Below are 19,518 nucleotides of genomic sequence, written 5' to 3' on the forward strand. Positions count from 1 at the left end.
CACAAAAGGTGCTGGGCAGCGAGGACCAGCATCTCGAACAGGCCGCGCTGAGAGAGAAGACCGGCTGCACCGCCGCCGTCAGGGACGTGAGCTTCGAGGTGCGCCCCGGCGAGGTCTTCGTCGTCATGGGTCTGTCCGGCAGCGGCAAGTCCACTCTCGTACGCTGCCTGACCCGGCTCATCGAGCCCAGCTCCGGCGAGATCAGGATCGGCGGCGAGGACATCGGCCGCGCCTCCCCCGCCCAGCTGCGCGAGATCCGCAGGCACCGGGTCAGCATGGTCTTCCAGCACTTCGGCCTGCTCCCGCATCGCAAAGTGATCGACAACGTCGCGTACGGCCTGGAGATCCAGGGCACCGCCAAGGGCCCCAGGCACGCGCGGGCGGCCGAGATCCTCTCGCTCGTCGGCCTCGACGGGTACGCCGACTCCTACCCCGACCAGCTCTCCGGCGGCATGCAGCAGCGGGTCGGGCTGGCCCGCGCGCTGGCCGTGGAGCCGCAGGTGATGCTGTTCGACGAGCCGTTCAGCGCGCTCGACCCGCTGATCAGGCGGGACATGCAGGCCGAGGTGATCCGCCTGCACCGGGAAGTCGGCAAGACGATGGTGTTCATCACCCACGACCTGTCCGAGGCGCTCAAGCTGGGCGAGCGGATCGCGATCATGCGGGCGGGCTCGATCGTGCAGCTCGGCACGGCCGAGCAGCTGGTGGGCGCGCCGGCCGACGACTATGTGGCCGACTTCGTCCGCGACGTGCCCAGAAGCCACGTGCTGACCCTGCGCTGGATCTGCCGCGACCCCGAGCCGGGCGAGCCGCTGGACGGCCCCATGCTGCCGGCCACGACCATCATCAAGGACGCCATCGCCGCCTCCTCCGCCTCCTCCCGCCCCATCAGGGTCGTGGACGGTGACCAGCTGGTGGGCGTCGTGGACCGCGTGGACCTGCTCTCCTTCCTGTCCGGTCAGGACGTCTCCGCCCGGGCCGGCGTATGAGCGCCACCGCCGTCAGCGCGCCGTCCGGGCTCCGGTTGCCGAGGTGGGCGGCTCCCGCCGGGATGGCGGCCCTGTTCGTGGCGGCGTACCTGGTCTTCCGCGGCACCGGCACGCTGCCGCACGACAAGGAGGCGCCGCAGTTCCTGGCCGTCACGGACCTGCGCGAGTGGATCGACGACAACCGCAACGAGAGCCCGCTCTTCCTGTACTTCATCAACTACATCCGGCTCTTCGTGGGCGGCCTCTACGACCTGTTCGAAACCGTCCTGTACGCGCTCGGCTGGCCGGGGATCACCGGCGTCATGGGCGCGCTGGGCTGGCTGGCCGGCGGCTGGCGCATCGCGCTGCTGGCCGTGAGCGGGGTGAGCGCGTTCGGGGTGCTCGGGCTGTGGCAGTCGAGCGTGGACACCCTGGCCCTGGTCGGGGTCGCGGTGCTGCTGTCGCTGGCGATCGGCGTCCCGATCGGCGTCTGGGCCGGGCTGTCCCACCGGGTGCGCAGGACGGTCACGCCGGTGCTGGACGTCATGCAGATCATGCCGACGTTCGCGTACCTGGCGCCGCTCGCGCTGTTCTTCCACATCGGCGCGCCGGCCGGGGCGATCGCCACGATGATCTACTCGATCCCGCCCGCCATCCGCATCACCGCGCTGGCCATCTCGGGGGTCTCGCCCACGGCGGTCGAGGCGTCCGCCTCGCTGGGCGCGACGCGCCGGCAGACGCTGTTCAAGGTGTACCTGCCGCTGGCCAGGTCCACGATGGCGCTGGCGGTGAACCAGACCATCATGATGGCCCTGTCGATGGTCGTCATCGCGAACCTGATCTCGGCGCCCGGCCTGGGCGGCGACATCATCCGCGGCCTGTCGCGGGCGCAGGTCGGCATCATGCTCCCGGCGGGTGTGGCCATCGTGATCATGGCCGTCGTGCTCGACCGCATGATGACCTCGCTCGCCCGCCAGGACGCGCACGCCAAGCGCGGCCGGGCCCAGCTCGCCGCCGCCGGCGGGCTGGCACTCGCCGGGCTCGCGCTCATCCCCGTGCTGCCCGCCACCTGGCCGGAGAACCTCACGATCAACCTCGTGTCCGAGGTGAACGACATCGTCCACTGGGCCGAGAGCAACTGGTTCGCGGTCACCTCGTTCATCAAGGACGTCACGTCCCATGCCCTGCTCAACCCGCTGGAATCGCTGCTGACCTCGGCCCCCTGGTGGCTGGTCGCGCTCGGGGTGCTGGCCCTCGCCTGGCGGCTCAGCGGTCTGCGCCCGGCGCTGACGGCGCTGGGCTGCCTTTTGGCGATCGCGGCGCTCGGCGTCTGGGAGCACGCCATGCAGACGATGACCACGGTCACCGTCGCCGTACTGGTCACCCTGGTCATCGGCCTGGCGCTGGGCGTGGCCGCGGCCCGCTCGCCGCGGTTCTCGGCCGTCCAGCGGCCGATACTCGACGCCGCCCAGACCATGCCCGCCTTCGTCTACCTGCTGCCGGCGCTGGCGCTGTTCGAGACCACCAGGTTCACCGCGATCTTCGCCTCGATCATCTACGCGGTGCCGCCCGTCGTGCGCCTGGTGGAGGACGGCATCAAGGCCGTGCCCGCCACGGTCGTGGAGGCGGCCGCCTCGGCCGGCTCGACCTCGGGCCAGCTCCTGTGGAAGGTGCAGCTGCCGATGGCCAGGCGGGCCATCCTGCTCGCCGCCAACCAGGGCATCGTGATGACCCTGGCCATGGTCGTCGTCGGCGGCCTGGTCGGGGCGGGCGCGCTGGGCTACGACGTGGTCGTCGGGTTCTCCCAGCGGACCGACTTCGGCATGGGCTTCGTGGCCGGCATCGCGACCGTGCTGCTCGGAGTCATGCTCGACCGCATCACGCAGGGCGCCGACAGGCGCCCTTCCCCCCGAAAGAGGATGTTCACATGAAGATTCGCCTGCTCGCAGGCCTGCTTGCGCTTGGACTGGCCGCCGCCGGCTGCGGCGGGGCCAAGGTAGAGACCGCTCCCAGCTCCGCCGCCCCGCAGGCCGGCGCCAGCAGTGCCGCCGCGGGGACCGTGAAGATCGCGATCAACCCATGGGTGGGTTACGAGGCCAGCGCCAACGTCGTCGCGTTCCTGCTCAAGAGCGAGCTCGGGTACACCGTCGAGCTGCCCGAGATCAAGGAGCAGCTGGCCTGGGACGGCTTCGAGACCGGCGACGTCGACGTCATCATCGAGAACTGGGGCCACCCGGATCTGAAGAAGAAGTACATCGACGAGAAGAAGACCGCGCTGTCGGCGGGCTCCACCGGCAACAAGGGCGTCATCGGCTGGTACGTGCCGAAGTGGATGGCCGACAAGTACCCGGACATCACCGACTACAAGAACCTCAACAAGTACGCCGACCTGTTCAAGACGTCGGAGTCCGGCGGCAAGGGCCAGCTCCTCGACGGTGACCCCAGCTACGTCACCAACGACGAGGCCCTGGTCAAGAACCTCAAGCTGAACTTCAAGGTCGTCACGGGCGGCAGTGAGGCGGCCCTGCTCAAGTCCGCCACGCAGGCCCAGGAGCAGCAGAAGGCCCTGCTGTTCTACTTCTGGACGCCGCACTGGATCTTCGACAAGGTCGACCTGGTCCGCGTCAACCTGCCGGCCTGGACCGAGGGCTGCGACGCCGACACGAAGAAGGTCGCCTGCGACTACCCGGAGATGGACCTCGACAAGATCGTGAGCAAGAAGTTCGCCGACTCCGGCGGCAAGGCCTACGACCTGGTCAAGAACTTCAGCTGGACGAACGAGGACCAGAACGCCGTCGCCAACGACATGACCAACAACGGCATGACGGGCGAACAGGCCGCCAAGAAGTGGGTCGAGGCCAACACCGCCAAGTGGCAGGCCTGGATTCCCAAGTGACCCCTGCCTGACCGCGGTCCCCCGGCAGGGGGCCGCGGTCGCGGAGACCTCTCATGATCCGACTGAAGACACTCGCGGGGCCGCTGGTCGCGGCCCTGCTGCTGGCCGCCTGCTCCAGCGAGGAGCCCAGCCCGGCCGCCGGCTCCAAGGGAACCGTCAAGATCGACGTGCACGCCTGGGTCGGGTACGAGGCCCAGGCCGCCGTGCTGGCCTACCTGCTCGAACACGAGCTCGGGTACAAGGTGAACATGAGGTCCGAGAAGGAGGATCAATCCTGGAAGGACTTCGAAACCGGCAAGGTCGATGTGATCGTCGAAAGCTGGGGTCACAACGATTGGAAGAAGGAGTTCATCGAGCAGAAGAAAGTGGCGCTGTCGGCGGGTCTCACGGGCAACAAGGGGATCATCGGCTGGTACGTCCCCGAGTGGATGGCCAAGAAATACCCCGACATTACGGACTACCGAAACCTGAATAAGTACGCGCCCCTCTTCCGCACCGAGAAAACCGGAAATGCCGGGCAGATCCTCGACGGCGATCCGACGTTCGTCACCAATGACGAGGCCCTCGTCAAGAATCTCGGGCTGAATTTCAAGGTCGTCTACTCCGGCAGCGAGGCCGCGCTGATCAAAGCGGCCCAGTTCGCGACGAAGAACCGGACGCCGCTGCTGATGTATTTCTACGAACCGCAATGGCTGTTCACCAAGGTCAAACTCGTCAAGATCGCGCTGCCCCCGTACGCCGTGGGCTGCGACGACGACCCGGCCAAGGTCGCCTGCGACTATCCTCCGTACCTGATCGACAAGATCGTCAGCAAGCGGTTCGCGGAGACCGGCGGGCGAGCCTACGAGCTGGTCCGCAACTTCACCTGGACCAACGACGACCAGAACGCCGTGGCCAGCGCCATGATCAACGAGAAGATGAAAGCCGAACAGGCCGCCAAGCAGTGGGTCGAAGAGAACAAGATCGTGTGGAAGGACTGGATCCCCCGTTGAGGTTCGACTACGTCATCGTGGGCGGCGGCTCGGCCGGCTGCGCCCTGGCCAACCGGCTGAGCGCCGACCCCGCGGTGTCGGTCCTGGTGCTGGAGGCGGGCAGGCCCGACTCCCTGTGGGACGTGTTCATCCACATGCCGGCCGCGCTGATGTTCCCGATCGGCAGCCGCTTCTACGACTGGAAGTACGAGTCGGAGCCGGAGCCGTTCATGGACGGCCGCCGGATCTACCACGCCCGCGGCAAGGTGCTCGGCGGCTCCAGCAGCATCAACGGCATGATCTTCCAGCGCGGCAACCCGCTCGACTACGAGCGCTGGGCGGCCGGCCCCGGCATGAAGAGCTGGGACTACGCGCACTGCCTGCCCTACTTCAAGCGGATGGAGACGTGCCTGGCCGAGCCCGGCACGGACTTCCGCGGCGGCGACGGCCCGCTCCTGCTGGAGCGCGGCCCGGCCCGCGGCCCGCTCTTCGAGGCGTTCTTCGCGGCGGTCCAGCAGGCCGGCCACCCCCTGACCGACGACGTGAACGGCTTCCGCCAGGAGGGCTTCGCCGCCTTCGACCGCAACATCCACCGCGGCCGCCGCCTCAGCGCGGCCCGCGCCTACCTGCACCCGGTACGCCACCGCCGCAACCTCACGGTCAGGACCCGCGCCTTCGTCGAGCGGATCCTCTTCGACGGCACCAGGGCGACGGGCGTGCTCTGCGACGGCGAGCGCATCGAGGCGGGCGAGACCATCGTGTGCGGCGGCGCCATCAACTCCCCGCAGCTCCTCCAGCTGTCCGGCGTCGGCCCCCGCGAGCTGCTCGAACCGCTGGGCGTGGAGATGGTCCACGACCTGCCGGGCGTGGGCGAGAACCTGCAGGACCACCTGGAGGTCTACGTCCAGCACGCCTGCACGAAGCCGGTCTCGCAGCAGCCGTCGCTCGCCAAGTGGCGCAGGCCCTTCATCGGCGCCGACTGGCTGTTCCTCAGGCGCGGCCCCGGCGCCACGAACCACTTCGAGGCGGGCGGCTTCATCCGCTCCAACGACGAGGTGGCCTACCCGAACCTGATGTTCCACTTCCTGCCGATCGCGGTGCGCTACGACGGCTCGGCCCCGGCCGGCGGGCACGGCTACCAGGTCCACATCGGCCCGATGTACTCCGACGCCCGCGGCTCGGTCCGCATCACCTCGCTCGACCCCCGGCAGAAGCCGGCCCTGCGCTTCAACTACCTGTCCACGGACCAGGACCGCCGCGAGTGGGTGGAGGCCATCAGGCACGCCAGGGCCATCCTGGCCCAGCCCGCCTGGGCGGACCTGGACGGCGGCGAGCTGTCACCCGGTCCCGGCGTGCGTACGGACGAGGAGATCCTGGCCTGGGTGGCCCGCGACGGCGAGACCGCGCTGCACCCGTCGTGCACCTGCAGGATGGGCACCGACGGCATGTCCGTGGTCGATCCGGAGAGCCTGCGCGTGCACGGCCTCGACGGGCTGCGCGTGGTGGACGCCTCGGCCATGCCGTACGTCACGAACGGCAACATCTACGCGCCGGTCATGATGCTCGCCGAGAAGGCCGCCGACCTCGTGCTCGGCAACACCCCGCTGCCTCCTGAGCCCGTGGAGTTCCACCGCCACGGGTGAGGCCGCTCAGCGGTCGAGGCGCTGGTAGCGGCGCACCGACAGGACGAAGAACACGACGGTGATCGCAACCGGCCAGGCCACGGCCATCGGCACCGCGTGCTGCGCCACCCACGAGTCCCCGCCCCACCCGGGATTGCCGAACAGCTCCCTGGTGGCGGCGACCGTGGACGACAGCGGGTTCCACTCCGAGATCGCGCCCAGCCAGCCGGGCATGGTGTCAGGGGCGACGAAGGCGTTCGACAGGAACCCGATGGGGAACTCCAGCGTCTGCACCGCCACCACCCCGCCCGGGTCCTTGGTGAGCAGGCCCAGGTACATGCCCATCCAGAGCAGGGAGAAGCGCAGGAGCAGCAGCAGGCCGACCGCACCCAGCGCGCCCGTCAGCGTGGCGGGCCGCCAGCCGACCGCCAGGCCGCAGACCAGCAGCCCGGCCAGCACGAGCACCGAGTTGAGCAGGTCGGCGATCGCCCGGCCGATCAGGACGGCCGAGGGGGCCATGGGCATCGAGCGGAAGCGGTCGGTGACGCCCTTGGCGGCGTCGGTGGTGACGGCGATCATGGTGGCGCTCAGCCCGAAGAGCATCGTCATGCCGTACATGCCGGGCATGAGGAACGCGAAGTAGTCCGCCCCTGCGGGCACCTCCACCGCGCCGCCGAACAGGTAGCCGAACGCCAGGGTGATCACGATCGGGAAGACCACCCCGAACACCACCGTCATGGGCTGGTTGGCCCAGTGCACGAGGTCGCGGCGGGCGACCGTCCATCCATCGGCCAGCGCCCATCTCAGCCGCGTCGCCGGGTCGTCCCGCAAGGTCATGGCGGTCATCGGGGGTCGCCTCCCGCACTCGTGAGATTGAGGAACACTTCGTCCAGCGTCGGGCGGCGCAGCGCCACGTCCTCGGCCTCGATCCCGGCGGCCGACAGCGCCGCCAGCACGTCCGTCAGCGCCTGCACCCGGCCGCCGCCCTTCTCGCCGGCCCGCCCGTTCACCGGGGCGCTGACGTGCCGCGTGTCCCGATCGACCTCGACCGGCCCGGCCGCGACCGCGACCGCGCCACTCACCGGGCCTTCTATCGGGCCGATCACTGCGCCGATCACTGTGGCGGCCTCCGCGAGCCGGGACGGGTCGTGGATCACCACGTCGAGCCGGTCGCCGCCGAGCTTGGCCTTCAGCTCGTCCGGCGTGCCCTCGGCCACCACCCGCCCGGCGTCGATCACCGAGATCCGGTCGGCGAGCTGGTCGGCCTCCTCCAGGTATTGGGTGGTCAGCAGCACCGTGGTGCCGCCGGCCACCAGGTCGCGCACCGAGCGCCAGATCTCCGCCCGGCTGCGCGGGTCGAGCCCGGTCGTCGGCTCGTCGAGGAACAGCACGGGCGGCGCCAGGATCATCCCGGCCGCCAGGTCGAGCCGGCGCCGCATGCCGCCCGAATACTCCTTCGCCGGACCCTTGTGCTCCAGCCCGAACCGGTCGAGCAGCTCCGTCGCCCTGGCTCTCGCCGCGGCCGGGCCGAGGTGGTAGAGGCGGCCGAACAACTCCAGGTTCTGCCGCCCGGTCAGCAGCTCGTCCACCGCGGCGTGCTGGCCGACCAGGCCGATGCTGCGGCGTACCTGGCGGGGCTGGGCCGCCACGTCGAAGCCCGCCACCTCCGCGCGCCCGCCCGAGGCGCGCAGGAGCGTGGTCAGGATGCGGACCGCCGTGGTCTTGCCGGCGCCGTTGGGACCGAGCAGGCCGTAGACCGTACCCTGGCCCACGTCCAGATCGATCCCGTCCAGCGCCGCCTTGTCGCCGTACGTCTTGCGCAGCCCTTGCGCGAGCACCGCTGACATGCCGCCTCCTTGTGTCGTACGCTGTACCGTACAGCATACGCTTCAACTCGGCAACCGTACGGTGTACCGTACGCATGTGACAGTTGAGTATTCGGGGAAGGGCGACCCCGCGCGGAGCCTGGCGCTGCTCTGGCGGACCAGCGAGCGCACCAGCCGCAAGGGCAAGCCCGAGCTGAGCGTCGACCGCATCGTCCGCGCGGCCATCGAGGTGGCCGACGCCGAGGGCTTGTCCGCGCTGTCCATGCGCCGGGTGGCCGAGCGGCTGGGCGTGGGGACGATGTCGCTCTACACGTACGTGCCGGGCAAGCCGGAGCTGTTCGACGTCATGCTGGACACCGTCTACGGCGAGAGCGCCAGGCCGGGCGACGTGCCGGGCGGCTGGCGGGTCAGGCTGGAGCAGATCGCGAGAGAGAACTGGGCGCTCTACCTGCGCCACCCGTGGCTGCTCCAGGTGGCCGCGAGCCGTCCGGTGCTCGGCCCGAACGTCACGGCCAAGTACGACTACGAGCTGCGGGCCGTGGACGGCATCGGGCTGTCCGACCTGGAGATGGACTCGGTGATCACGCTGGTCACCGGCTTCGTGCACGGCGCGGCCCGTGGCGCGGTGGAGGCCGCGCAGGCGGAGAGCCAGACGGGGATGAGCGACGAGCAGTGGTGGGCCGCGCACGCGCCCTTCTTCAGCAGGATCGCCGACTACGGCCGCTACCCCGTCGCCGCCCGGGTCGGCCAGGCGGCCGGCGAGGCGCTCAACGCGGCCTACAGCCCGGAGCACGCCTTCGAGTTCGGCCTCCAGCGCGTCCTCGACGGCGTCGAAGCCCTGGTGAACGGCCGGCCCCAACCCGGCGACACCCAGCCGGACAGCGCACGGCCGGACGGCGCTCAGCCCGACAGCCCGCAGCCGGACGGCGCTCAGCCTGACAGCGCCCTTTCGTAAGCGAGGAGCGTGTCCACGAACATCCGCCGCTGCGCGGGCGTGAGCGGCTCCAGCGCCTGCCGCCACGCCTTGGCGCCGTAGCCCAGCCACTCGTTGATCGCCGTCTGATGCGCGGCGGCGATGCTCACGATCGTCCTGCGCCGGTCGGCGTCGTCCTCGCGCCGCTCCAGCACGCCCTTACGGCTCAGCTCCCCCACCATCAGGCTCACCGTCGCGGGCGCCACCTCCAGCCGCGCCGCCAGCTCGTTCACCGTCATCGCGCCGTCGAACAGCAGGTAGGCCAGCAGCGACAGGTGCCGCGGGGCCAGCGACAGCGACTGCAGGTCGGCGGGCACCCCCAGCTTCTTGGCCCGCCCCACCATGCGCGGCATCAGCAGCAATAGCGTCCTGATCCCGTCGTCCACGCTCAAGCCGTCTGTTGACATGCCGAACACCTTGCTGTCTAAATTAGCTTTGCATCTAAAGCTAATTTGCTCCATCGCCTGATCAAAGGATAGTGACGTGAGCGACTTCAACCAGCAGGTCATCGAGGAGTTCAGGGCCAGGGGCGGCAAGGTGAGCGGGATGTTCGAGGGCGCGCCCCTGGTGCTGCTGACCACGGTCGGTGCCAGGACGGGACGGCGGCGGACGAACCCGGCGGTGTACCTGAAGGACGGCGGCCGGATCCTCGTGTTCGCCTCCAACGCGGGCGGCCCCGCCGACCCGGCCTGGTACCACAACGTGGTCGCCAACCCGAGGATCACCGTCGAGCTGGGCGCGGAGCGCTTCGAGGCCACGGCGGTGCCGCTGGAGGGCGAGGAGCGCGACCGCATGTACGCCCGCCAGGCCGCGCTCGACCCGGCCTTCGCCGCGTACCAGGAGGGGACGGACCGCGTCATCCCGGTCGTCGCGCTCTACCCGCAGGAGAGCGAGCGGCTCCAGGCGTTCGGGGACGAGCTGGTCAGGATCCACGGCTACCTGAGGGGCGAGCTGGCCAAGGTGCGCGCGAGCGAGGCGGCGGCCACCGACCTGCGCGCCCACTGCCTGGCGTTCTGCGACGCGGCGACCTTCCACCACTCGGGCGAGGACCGTGTCGCGTTCCCGTATCTCGAAAAGCTGTTCCCCGAGCTGAAGCAGTCCCTCGACCGGCTGCGCGACGAGCACGTGAAGATCGCCGGGCTGATCGAGGAGCTGCGCGTGGCCACCGTGCCGGAGACGCTCGACCGCATCGCCGACGAGCTGGAGGCCCACTTCGCTTACGAGGAGGAGCACCTCGTCCCGGTGCTCAACTCGCTCACCAGCGTCCCGTGGGCCACCGGGCGGGGCTGAGGCGCTGTTACGCGCCTCCATCCATCTAGTGCACGGGAGCCGCGCGAAGACGTACGACGTGCTCGACGAGCGAGATCAGCGTCCCCTTGACCGAGTCGCGGTTGCGCGCGTCGGTCCGCACGATCGGCACCTGCGGCGAAAGCGCGAGCGCCTCCCGGACTTCACCGTCGGTGTGCGGGAACTGCCCCTCCCAGCCGTTGATGCCCACCACGAACGGCAGCTTGGCCTCTTCGAAGTAGTCGATGGCGGGGAAGCTGTCGGCCAGGCGGCGGGTGTCGAGCAGCACGACCGCGCCGATCGCACCTCGTACCAGGTCGTCCCACATGAACCAGAACCGGTGCTGCCCGGGCGTCCCGAACAGGTACAGGATCAGGTCACGGTCGAGCGAGAGCCGGCCGAAGTCCATGGCCACGGTGGTGGTCTGCTTGTTCGGGGTCATCCCGAGGTCGTCGATGCCCGCGGACGCGTCGGTCATCACCGCTTCCGTGGTGAGCGGGAGGATCTCCGACACCGCCCCCACGAACGTCGTCTTCCCGACGCCGAAGCCCCCGGCCACGACTATCTTCGTCGAGGTGAGGCCAGGGCTAGAGCCTGCGTAGTCCACTGAGCACCCTTTCGAGCATGTTGAGGTCTGGTTGTCCCTGGCTGAGGCGTGGCTGGTGCAGGCGGACAAGCCCTTCGTCGGACATGTCCGCCACAAGCACCCTGGCCACGCCCAGCGGGACGCGGAGCAGGGCCGAGATCTCGGCGACCGACCGGAACGACCTGCAGAGCTGCATGATGGCCTCTTGCTCGGGGGTGAGCATGGCCATCTCGTCGTCCGGGATCGACATGGACGAGATCAACGTCTCCATCGCGAGGTGATAGCGCGGCTCGGATCGGCCGCCCGTCACCGCGTAAGGACGGAACAGGGGCTCGTCGTCCCCGGCCCCGTCAGTGCCGTACACGGCCCTCTCCCATCAGGTCCATCACATCACCGGGTCCTCGCGGCCTGCAGTTCGGCGCGCAGGGCCGGCGTGAGCGCCTGTCCCGCCCTGTCCACCAGCAACGTCATCTGGTAGGCCACCAGACCCATGTCGCAGTCCGGGCCGGCCAGCACGGTCAGCACGGACCCGTCGCTGATCGCCATGACGATGAGCAGGCCACGTTGCATCTCGACGACGGTCTGCGTCACCGCGCCGCCCTCGAACACCCTTGACGCGCCCACGGTCAGGCTCAGCAGGCCCGCGGAGACCGCGGCGAGCTGGTCGGCCCGATCGGGCGGGAAGCCTTCTGAGGCGGCCAGGCACAGGCCGTCCGCTGAGACGACGACGGCATGCGCGACTCCGGGCGTGTTACGGACGAAGTCGGTGATCAGCCAGTCGAACTTGTGCGCCTCATGGCTAAGGGTTGTCACGCATCCTCCCCGGCGGGACGCTCACTCACTCTTGTTCCTCCTGTCCACGTACTTCCTGGCGGCCCCGTCGCACACCCTGCTGGTAGCTGGCCATCCGGCTGCGGATCCGATCCGCTGAGACCGGCGGCGCCGGAGCCTGCCGTTGCGGCTGTTGCTGCTGCGCGGGCTGGCTTGCGGTGCCGGGCACCAGATTCGCCTTGGGGGTACGCTTCGGGAGCCCGGCGGCGGTGATGCCGCCGAGACTCGGATCGCTGGCGGCGGCCGCCGCTTGCCAACCGGCGTCAGCGGCCGTTCGCCACGCTTCCTCCCCAGAGGGTACGGCTTGTGCGGGCTTGGACTCACCCTCGACCGGCGCGGGCGTCTGCTCCTCCGGCGGCCTGCGGAACCAGGCGGACTCCACCGACGCGAAGATCGGCAGGTATTCCTCCTGCTCAGGCTCCATCGCGGACACTTCGACCGACGGCGCGGGATCCGGCCTGCGCACTTCATTCGTCGGATACGAAGGCAGCGGCGGCGGCGTCTGGAACGCGCCATTACCGGATGGCAAAGAACCCGAGCCCGGATACGAGGGATAGACCCCGGAGTCGAAGGAGGGTGGCTGACGGCGGTAGGAGCCGCCGTCGGTGTCGGCCGTGAAGCCGCTCACCCCCCGCCTGCCCGGGTCGGAGTTGAACACGCCGAGCCCCGGCCTGGGCGTCCCAGGCGTGCTGTCGAACGTGCCCGGCCCCTGCCGGCCCGGTGCCTGCGGCCCTGGTCCCTGCTGTCCTGGTCCCTGCTGGCCCGGCCCCTGCTGGCCCGGCCCCTGCTGGCTCGGTCCCTGCTGGCCTGGTCCTTGCTGGCCCGGGTTGCTGTTGAAGGCCCCGCTGTTGAACGCGCCGCTGTTGAAGGTCCCGGGCGGCCGCTGCGGCAGCGAGCCGCCGTCGTACGGGCCGGGACCGCCATGCCGTCCCGGCCCCTGGCGCGCGGGACCCCGCGTCGGGCCGCCGTCGAAGGAGTCGAAGCTGTTGAACGACCTGAACGACCCGTTCTGCGCGGGCGGCCCGGTAGGAGTCTGGGCCGGCGGCCCGGCGGGAGTCCCGGTGGGGACGGTCCCGCCGCCGAACGCCGGACGCTGCGGCAGCGGCTGCTGCGTGCCGTCGGTGACCAGCGTGGCCGGCAGCAGCACCATGGCGATCAGGCCCGCGCCCTCGCCCTTCCTGAGCTGCACCCTGATCCCGTGGCGCAGCGCCAGGCGGCCGACCACGAACAGGCCCATGCGCCGCGACACCGACACGTCCACGACGGGCGGCTCCGCGAGGCGGCGGTTCGCCTCGGCCAGCTCGTCCTCGGTCATGCTGATGCCGATGTCGGTCACCGAGAGCAGCGCGCCGCCGCCCTCGATGAGGCTGCTGGTCACCGTGACCTGGGAGTGGTTCGGGGAGAACTGGATGGCGTTCTCGAGCAGCTCGGCGACGAGGTGGACGAGGTCGTTCGCGGCGCTGCCGAGCACGGAGGTGGCCCGGTGGACCTTGACCTGGACGCGCTCGTAGCCCTCGACCTCCGACAGCGCGGCGCGGACGACGTCGACCAGCTTGGCCGGCTGACTGCGCCGGCGGGTGGCCTCGTGCCCGGCCAGGACCAGGAGGTTCTCGGAGTTGCGGCGCATGCGGGTGGCCAGGTGGTCGAGCTTGAACAGGTCGGCCAGCCGGCCGCCGTCCTGCTCGCCCTTCTCCAGGCCGTCGATCAGCGAGATCTGCCGCTCGACCAGCGTCTGGGTGCGGCGCGAGAGGTTCACGAACATCGAGCTGATGTTGCTGCGCAGGTCGGCTTCCTCGCCGGCCAGGCGGACGGCCTGGCGGTGGACCTGGTCGAAGGCCCTGGCCACTTCACCGATCTCGTCGTTGCCCTCGACCTCGATCGGGTGCACCTCGCCGACGGACGCGTCGCCGCTGGCCCGGAGCTGGTGGACCACGTCGGGGAGGCGGAAGCCGGCGATCTCCAGCGCCTCGGTGCGCAGCCGGCGCAGCGGGCTGACCATGGAGCGGGCGATGGCCACGGTGAGCAGCAGGACGAGCAGCAGCAGGGCCAGGACCAGGGAGCCGGCGATGATCGCGTTACGGATCTCGGACTCGCGCAGCTCCTGGCTGCGCAGGTTCACCTGGGCCGCCAGGTCCTTCTCGATCCCGTGCATGACGTCGATGCTGATCGTGTTGTCGCTGAACCACTGGTCGCGGCTGGCCCTGGCGGAGATCAGGTTGTCGCTGATCCGCGCGCCGGGCTCCCTGCCGCTGGCCAGGGTGATCGCACGGGACTTGGTGAGCTGGACGTTGACGTACTCGTTCTTGGAGGTGAGCTGCTGCGACAGGTCCAGGCCGATCTCGACGCCGGCCTCCGCGCCCACGGTGGCGATGTCGCTCTGCTGGCGGGCGTTGGAGGCGATGAACTGCTCGACCTCCTTGGCGTCCACGTTCTCGGCGTCGTAGGAGGCCTGGAGGAGCTGGATCCGCTGCCGGGACATCTCCTCCTTGGCGGAGGCGAGCGCGCTCAGGGCGCGGAACTGGCCGACGATCTGGGAGTCGTCGGACAGCAGGCTCAGCTCGTCGTGCAGCTTGAGCAGGGAGTCGGTGAGGAATCCGTAGCGGCTGGTGTCGGTCTGGCCCTCGGCCCTGATCCTGGGCAGCCGGCTGAGGTCGGACCGCGCCTGCCCGGCGGCCTTCACCACGCGGGGGCCGTAGGAGTCGTCCATCGTGTCGATGTCGGAACGGACGGTCTTGATCAGCGCGTCGACGGCCGCCTTGCGCTCCTCCAGCGGGGCGGCGAGCTTCTTGCGCATCGAGCGCGCAGCGCCGATCCAGCCGCCGGTGTCACGCTCCAGTCCGATGGCCTGCACGAGGTCGCGGATGCGGCCCGACTGCTCGGCCGCGGTCGCCGTACGGTCGTAGTCGGCGATGCTCTGGACCGAGCCCACCACGCGCGCTCCCCCGAGCACGACGGCGGCGATGGTCGGCACGAGAATGAGGGCGGTGAGCCGCCACCTCACGCGCCAGTTGCGCAGGCCAAGACGTGGCAGCGACCGCTTTCCGCGGTCCCGCTTCGCGGCGTGGCCGCTGTCGGAGTTCCCCGTAGTCACTGCTCCCGCTACCCCTCAATCGTCCCGTTGGCAACGGGTCTTCAAGCCGTCCACAAGGTATCCGCAGCATCTGACTTAACCGGCATATCGGGCACAATTGTTACAAATGTGCCCGATAGTCGTGTGCTGTTGGTTATCGCAGTGCGGCAAGGACTTGATCGCGGACTTGAGCCCTCTGCGCGTCGTCGCTGAGGGGGCGACCAGCGCGGTCCACAACATAGAAGACGTCCACCGCCTCCGCGCCGAGAGTCTCTACGCGAGCGGCTCTCACGTCAAGACCACACTCACCGAACGCCCGTCCTATACGCCACAGAAGCCCCGGCCTGTCATGGGCCCTGACTTCCACCACGGTGGCCGTCGCGGAGGCGTCGTCGACCAGTGTCACCCGAGGTGGAGCCACGGGTACCCGGGGCGGCCGCATCGCACGGGTACGGCGGGCCAGCCGCTGCTCGATGTCAAGGCGGCCAGCAAGGACGAGACGGAGGTCGGACTCCAGCGTGGCGGGGTCCGGCGGCGAGCCGTACTCGGGGATGACGGAGAACTCGATCACGGCCGTGGACCCCGCGGAAGCGGAGGAGGCCGAGCGCACGACGAGCCGGTGCGCGGACAGCACGCCTGCGGCGCTCCACAGCAGCCCCACGCGGTCGGGGGCGACCACCGTGACGGCTCCGCCGTTGACCCGGATCGCGCCGCCGCCGTGCCTGGCCAGCGCGGCCTGCTCGGTGGACAGCGTCGGCGCCTTGGGCGGCGACGAGCCGGCGAGCACGGACCTGACGCGGCGCACGAGGTCGGCGACGAGCCCGGCCTTCCAGCTGTTCCAGGCGGCCGGCCCGGTCGCGTTGCCGTCGGCGACCGCCAGCGCGGCCAGCAGGTCGAGCACCTCTCTCGTGCCGACGGTCGCGGCGACCTTCTCGATCGTGACGGGATCGTCGAGGTCCCTGCGGGTGGCCGTCTCCGGCAGCAGCAGGTGATACCGCACGACCGTGGCCAGGGTCTCCACGTCCTTCACGGGCAGGCCGATGCGGGTGCCGATGTCGCGCACCACGACCTCGCCGGTGGCCGAGTGGTCGCCGGGCCAGCCCTTGCCGACGTCGTGCAGGAGTGCCGAGATCAGCAGCAGGTCGGGACGTGAGACCTCGCGGGTGTGGCTGGCGGCGTTCGCGGCGGCCTCGATCAGGTGCCGGTCGACGGTGAAGCGGTGGATCGGGTTGCGCTGCGGACGGTGGCGTACGCGTTCCCAGTCAGGAAGCAGCTTGACAAGGATGCCCGCCTGGTCGAGCTCCTCCCACACGGGCACGGCGGCGCGGCCCGCGCCGAGGATCGACACCAGCGCGTCGCGGGCCTCCTCGGGCCACGGCACCGGCATCGGAGGCGACTGAGCAGCCAGGACGGAGACGGTGGCGGGGGCCAGCGGAAGGCCGGAGTCGGCCGCCGCGGCGGCGGCCCGCAGCACCAGAACAGGGTCTTTGCGGGGGTTGATCCCCCTGGCGAGCACCACTTCGCCGCCGTGCTCCACCACGCCGTCCGCCAGCGGGCGGCGGCCTCGGGGGGCCGGGCCTGACACGAGCCTGTCAACGGTGCGCCAGGTGGCGTCGAAGGCGTGCGAGACCGTGCGGCCGGCCTCGGCGAGCCTGCGCATCAGCGCCTCGGCGTCCAGCAGGCCGAGCAGCCCGGCGACGGCGTCCTGCTCCTGCAGCACGAGCCGGTCGGTGCCGCGGGCGGTGACGACGTGCAGTGCGTGCCGCACGTCGAGGATGAACTCGTACGCCTCGCGGGCCCTCGGCCCCGGCGCGGAGGCGACCCAGGCGGCCGCCACGGCCTGCATGGCCTGCACGTCGCGCAGCCCGCCGCGCCCGTCCTTGAGATCGGGCTCCAGGAGGAAGGCCAGCTCGCCGCTCACCTGGGCGCGTTTGTCGGCCGCGTCGCGCAGCTCGCCGAGCCTGCGCCGGGAGTCGGCGCGCCACTCGGCCAGGACGGCCTCCCTGGCCTTCTTGGTCAGCTCTGGATCGCCGGCCACGTGCCTGGCCTGGATGAGGCCGAGAACGGCCTTCAAATCCTGTCTGGCGACGGCTACGGCTTCTTCTACCGTGCGTACGGAATGGTCGAGATTGACGGCCGAGTCCCAGATCGGATACCAGATCCGGTCGGCGATCCTCGCCACGTCGGCCCGGCCGTTGTGGAGCAGGACCAGATCGAGGTCGCTGCCCGGTGCCAGTTCGCCTCTTCCGAGGCTCCCGACGGCGACCAGTGAGACGTGGTCGCCGTCGCTCGCCGTACGGAAGAGATCTTTGAGCCATCGATCGGTGTCCGCCGCCCGCTCCTTGCGGGCCGCGGCGTACGAACGGGCCTCTCCTCTCACTGCTGTGCCCCCTTGCCGAGCGCCGCCCGGACGTCATCGTCCGGGCCTCGCCACGGATCCATCCAGAAAGCCCTGCCGTGCTCGGCCCTGACGCCGTCGTCCTGGCTTCGCCGCGGATGCATCACAGGGCTTCCGGACCCCGCTCTCCCGTGCGCACACGGATGACGGTGTCCACCGGCACCGACCAGACCTTGCCGTCACCGATCTTGCCGGTGTGGGCGGCCTTGACGATGACGTCGATCACGTCTTCGGTGTCGTCCTCTTCCGCGAGGACTTCGAGCCGGACCTTGGGCACCAGGTCCACCTGGTACTCGGCGCCCCGGTAGACCTCGGTGTGACCGCGCTGGCGGCCGTAGCCGCTCGCCTCGCTGACGGTCATGCCCTTGATGCCGAACTGTTCCAGCGCGGCCTTCACGTCATCCAGCTTGAAAGGCTTGATGATCGCGGTGATCAGCCTCATGCGTCCACCTTCTTCTGCGACGGGGCGGTGGGACCGTTGGGGGATGTCACGCCGGAGGCGTAGACCGTGCCGAGGTCGTAACCGGTCTCGGCGTGGGTTGTGACGTCGATGCCGGTGACCTCGGACTCTTCGGCCACCCGGAAGCCCATCGTCTTGTCGATGATCTTACCGATGATCCAGGAGACCACGAAGGAGTAGCCGCCGACCGCGACCGGGCCGAGGACCTGCAGGCCGAGCTGGCTGATCTGGCCGCCCTCGATCAGGATGCCCTTGTTCTGGCCGGGCAGGAACGGGTAGGCGGCGACGAAGCCGAGCGCGACCGCGCCGATCAGGCCGCCGACGAGGTGCACGCCGACCACGTCGAGAGAGTCGTCATAGCCCAGCTTGTACTTCAGGCCGACGGCGTAGGCGCAGCCGACACCGGCCAGCGCGCCGATCACCACGGCTGCCCACGGGTCGACGAAACCACAGGCGGGCGTGATGGCGACCAGACCGGCCACCGCGCCGGAGGCGACGCCGAGCGTGGTCGCGTGACCGTCGCGCAGCTTCTCCACCACGAGCCAGGCGCCGGCGGCGACCGCCGTGGCGACCTGGGTGTTCATGAAGGCCAGACCGGCCGTCTGGTCGGGGGCGAGCTCGGAGCCCGCGTTGAAGCCGAACCAGCCGAACCACAGCAGACCGGTGCCGAGCAGCACCAGCGTCAGGTTGTGCGGCCGCATGGGCTCCTTGCGCCAGCCCTGGCGCTTGCCCAGGACGAGTGCGAGTGCCAGCGCCGCGGCGCCGGCGTTGATGTGGACGACCGTTCCTCCGGCGAAGTCCTCGATGCCGAGCTGGGTGAGCCAGCCGCCACCCCAGACCCAGTGCGCGACGGGGAAGTAGACCACCGTGGCCCATACCAAGGAGAACAGGACCCAGGCGCCGAACTTGGCCCGGTCCGCGATCGCACCACTGATCAGCGCGACGGTGATGACAGCGAAGGTGAGCTGGAAGGCGGAGAAGACCATGAGCGGGAAGTTATCCACCGCGGCCGCCTCGGCCGTGATGTCGCCACCCTTGACGATGAGGCCCTCGTAAACGGCGTTGAACACTCCGCTGAGGCCGACGTAGTCCAGTCCGCCGACGAGCTTGTTGATGATGCCGGAGCCATCGCCGGCCGTGTCGAACGCGAGGGAGTAACCATAGAGGACCCAAGCGACCGTCACGACGATGATGCTGACGAACGACATCATCATCATGTTCAGGACACTCTTCGCCCTGGTCATTCCCCCGTAGAAGAACGCGAGGCCCGGAGTCATCAGCAGCACCAGGGCGGTGCATACGAGCATCCAGGCGGTAGTGCCGCTGTCGATCATCGAAGCGACCCTCCTTACATGTGACGTGTGGCCACAGCGTGTTCGCCTGGGGTTTCGTGGCTCGACCAGGTGTGTTTCACATTCGTGAATCTCGCCACGCTGGTGTTTCACGTAGGTTTCGGGCTTCTCACACGACCGATTTCGGGGGCGCGATATTCGGCGTGGAATACTTAGTGGTCCAGTCCGTAAGTCATGCGAGGGTTCACACGGCCGCGGATAGTGCGGCAGGCTGGTGGCCGCAGCCAGCGGGTTGCTGGAAGTGGCGCTCCTTCTGTTCGTGTCGCTCGATCCGGGCC

General features: G+C 69.8%; 17 protein-coding genes. 7 read left to right on the forward strand and 10 right to left on the reverse strand.

All coding sequences use genetic code 11. The annotated features are described in order from the left end of the window. The first annotated feature begins 8 nt into the window (after positions 1 to 8). From ABEA43_RS45120 to betA, 5 genes are read left to right on the forward strand one after another with little or no spacing between them, the layout of a single operon-like run. The gene (locus ABEA43_RS45120; protein WP_345572196.1) at positions 9 to 989 is read left to right on the forward strand and encodes a quaternary amine ABC transporter ATP-binding protein; all 981 of its coding nucleotides are present in this window, start codon (positions 9 to 11) and stop codon (positions 987 to 989) included. After that, positions 986 to 2,899: an ABC transporter permease gene (locus ABEA43_RS45125; protein WP_345572198.1), complete on the forward strand. Its 1,914-nt coding sequence runs from the start codon at positions 986 to 988 to the stop codon at positions 2,897 to 2,899. Before ABEA43_RS45120 ends, ABEA43_RS45125 begins: the two co-directional genes overlap by 4 nt. Then, positions 2,896 to 3,864, forward strand: a complete 969-nt coding sequence (locus ABEA43_RS45130; RefSeq protein WP_345572200.1) for an ABC transporter substrate-binding protein — start codon at positions 2,896 to 2,898, stop codon at positions 3,862 to 3,864. The genes ABEA43_RS45125 and ABEA43_RS45130 overlap by 4 nt, the downstream gene beginning before the upstream one ends. Before the next feature lie 53 nt (positions 3,865 to 3,917). Then, on the forward strand, positions 3,918 to 4,856 hold the full coding sequence (locus ABEA43_RS45135; RefSeq protein ID WP_345572202.1) for an ABC transporter substrate-binding protein: 939 nt from the start codon (positions 3,918 to 3,920) through the stop codon (positions 4,854 to 4,856). After that, on the forward strand, positions 4,853 to 6,478 hold the full coding sequence (betA, locus tag ABEA43_RS45140) for a choline dehydrogenase (protein ID WP_345572204.1): 1,626 nt from the start codon (positions 4,853 to 4,855) through the stop codon (positions 6,476 to 6,478). Before ABEA43_RS45135 ends, betA begins: the two co-directional genes overlap by 4 nt. 6 nt (positions 6,479 to 6,484) lie before the next feature. On the opposite strand, the gene ABEA43_RS45145 is transcribed toward betA, so the two are convergent. Then, on the reverse strand, positions 6,485 to 7,303 hold the full coding sequence (locus ABEA43_RS45145; RefSeq protein WP_345572206.1) for an ABC transporter permease: 819 nt from the start codon (positions 7,301 to 7,303) through the stop codon (positions 6,485 to 6,487). Next, positions 7,300 to 8,304, reverse strand: coding sequence for an ATP-binding cassette domain-containing protein (locus ABEA43_RS45150; RefSeq protein WP_345572208.1), 1,005 nt, complete (start codon positions 8,302 to 8,304; stop codon positions 7,300 to 7,302). The genes ABEA43_RS45145 and ABEA43_RS45150 overlap by 4 nt, the downstream gene beginning before the upstream one ends. Positions 8,305 to 8,380: 76 nt before the next feature. On the opposite strand from ABEA43_RS45150, the gene ABEA43_RS45155 reads away from it, so the two are divergent. Continuing rightward, a complete protein-coding gene (locus ABEA43_RS45155) occupies positions 8,381 to 9,238 on the forward strand; it encodes a TetR/AcrR family transcriptional regulator (RefSeq protein WP_345572210.1) in 858 nt (285 codons plus the stop codon). On the opposite strand, the gene ABEA43_RS45160 is transcribed toward ABEA43_RS45155, so the two are convergent. Beyond that, a complete protein-coding gene (locus ABEA43_RS45160) occupies positions 9,214 to 9,663 on the reverse strand; it encodes a MarR family transcriptional regulator (protein WP_345572212.1) in 450 nt (149 codons plus the stop codon). The genes ABEA43_RS45155 and ABEA43_RS45160 overlap by 25 nt on opposite strands. 76 nt (positions 9,664 to 9,739) lie before the next feature. On the opposite strand from ABEA43_RS45160, the gene ABEA43_RS45165 reads away from it, so the two are divergent. Next, positions 9,740 to 10,546, forward strand: coding sequence for a nitroreductase/quinone reductase family protein (locus ABEA43_RS45165; RefSeq protein WP_345572214.1), 807 nt, complete (start codon positions 9,740 to 9,742; stop codon positions 10,544 to 10,546). A gap of 25 nt (positions 10,547 to 10,571) precedes the next feature. On the opposite strand, the gene ABEA43_RS45170 is transcribed toward ABEA43_RS45165, so the two are convergent. The 7 genes from ABEA43_RS45170 to ABEA43_RS45200 all read right to left on the reverse strand — a co-directional run bounded on the left by ABEA43_RS45170 (position 10,572) and on the right by ABEA43_RS45200 (position 19,222). Next, positions 10,572 to 11,150: a GTP-binding protein gene (locus tag ABEA43_RS45170; protein WP_345572216.1), complete on the reverse strand. Its 579-nt coding sequence runs from the start codon at positions 11,148 to 11,150 to the stop codon at positions 10,572 to 10,574. Continuing rightward, complete coding sequence (locus tag ABEA43_RS45175) at positions 11,131 to 11,493, reverse strand: DUF742 domain-containing protein (protein WP_345572218.1); 363 nt, start codon at positions 11,491 to 11,493, stop codon at positions 11,131 to 11,133. The genes ABEA43_RS45170 and ABEA43_RS45175 overlap by 20 nt, the downstream gene beginning before the upstream one ends. A gap of 26 nt (positions 11,494 to 11,519) precedes the next feature. Next, positions 11,520 to 11,942: a roadblock/LC7 domain-containing protein gene (locus ABEA43_RS45180; protein ID WP_345572221.1), complete on the reverse strand. Its 423-nt coding sequence runs from the start codon at positions 11,940 to 11,942 to the stop codon at positions 11,520 to 11,522. 25 nt (positions 11,943 to 11,967) lie between these two features. Beyond that, the gene (locus ABEA43_RS45185) at positions 11,968 to 14,931 is read right to left on the reverse strand and encodes a sensor histidine kinase (protein WP_345572223.1); all 2,964 of its coding nucleotides are present in this window, start codon (positions 14,929 to 14,931) and stop codon (positions 11,968 to 11,970) included. A 253-nt stretch (positions 14,932 to 15,184) separates the two neighbouring features. After that, positions 15,185 to 17,410 carry a [protein-PII] uridylyltransferase gene (locus ABEA43_RS45190; protein WP_345572225.1) on the reverse strand — a complete coding sequence of 742 codons (2,226 nt, stop codon included), beginning with the start codon at positions 17,408 to 17,410 and terminating at the stop codon, positions 15,185 to 15,187. Between the two features lie 121 nt (positions 17,411 to 17,531). Continuing rightward, entirely contained in the window at positions 17,532 to 17,870 is a 339-nt protein-coding gene (locus ABEA43_RS45195) for a P-II family nitrogen regulator (protein ID WP_020546578.1), read from the reverse strand. Beyond that, positions 17,867 to 19,222, reverse strand: coding sequence for an ammonium transporter (locus tag ABEA43_RS45200; protein ID WP_345572226.1), 1,356 nt, complete (start codon positions 19,220 to 19,222; stop codon positions 17,867 to 17,869). The genes ABEA43_RS45195 and ABEA43_RS45200 overlap by 4 nt, the downstream gene beginning before the upstream one ends. Between the last annotated feature and the right edge of the window lie 296 nt (positions 19,223 to 19,518).

It is taken from the genome of Nonomuraea rosea, from assembly GCF_039539705.1.
Taxonomy (GTDB): domain Bacteria; phylum Actinomycetota; class Actinomycetes; order Streptosporangiales; family Streptosporangiaceae; genus Nonomuraea; species Nonomuraea rosea.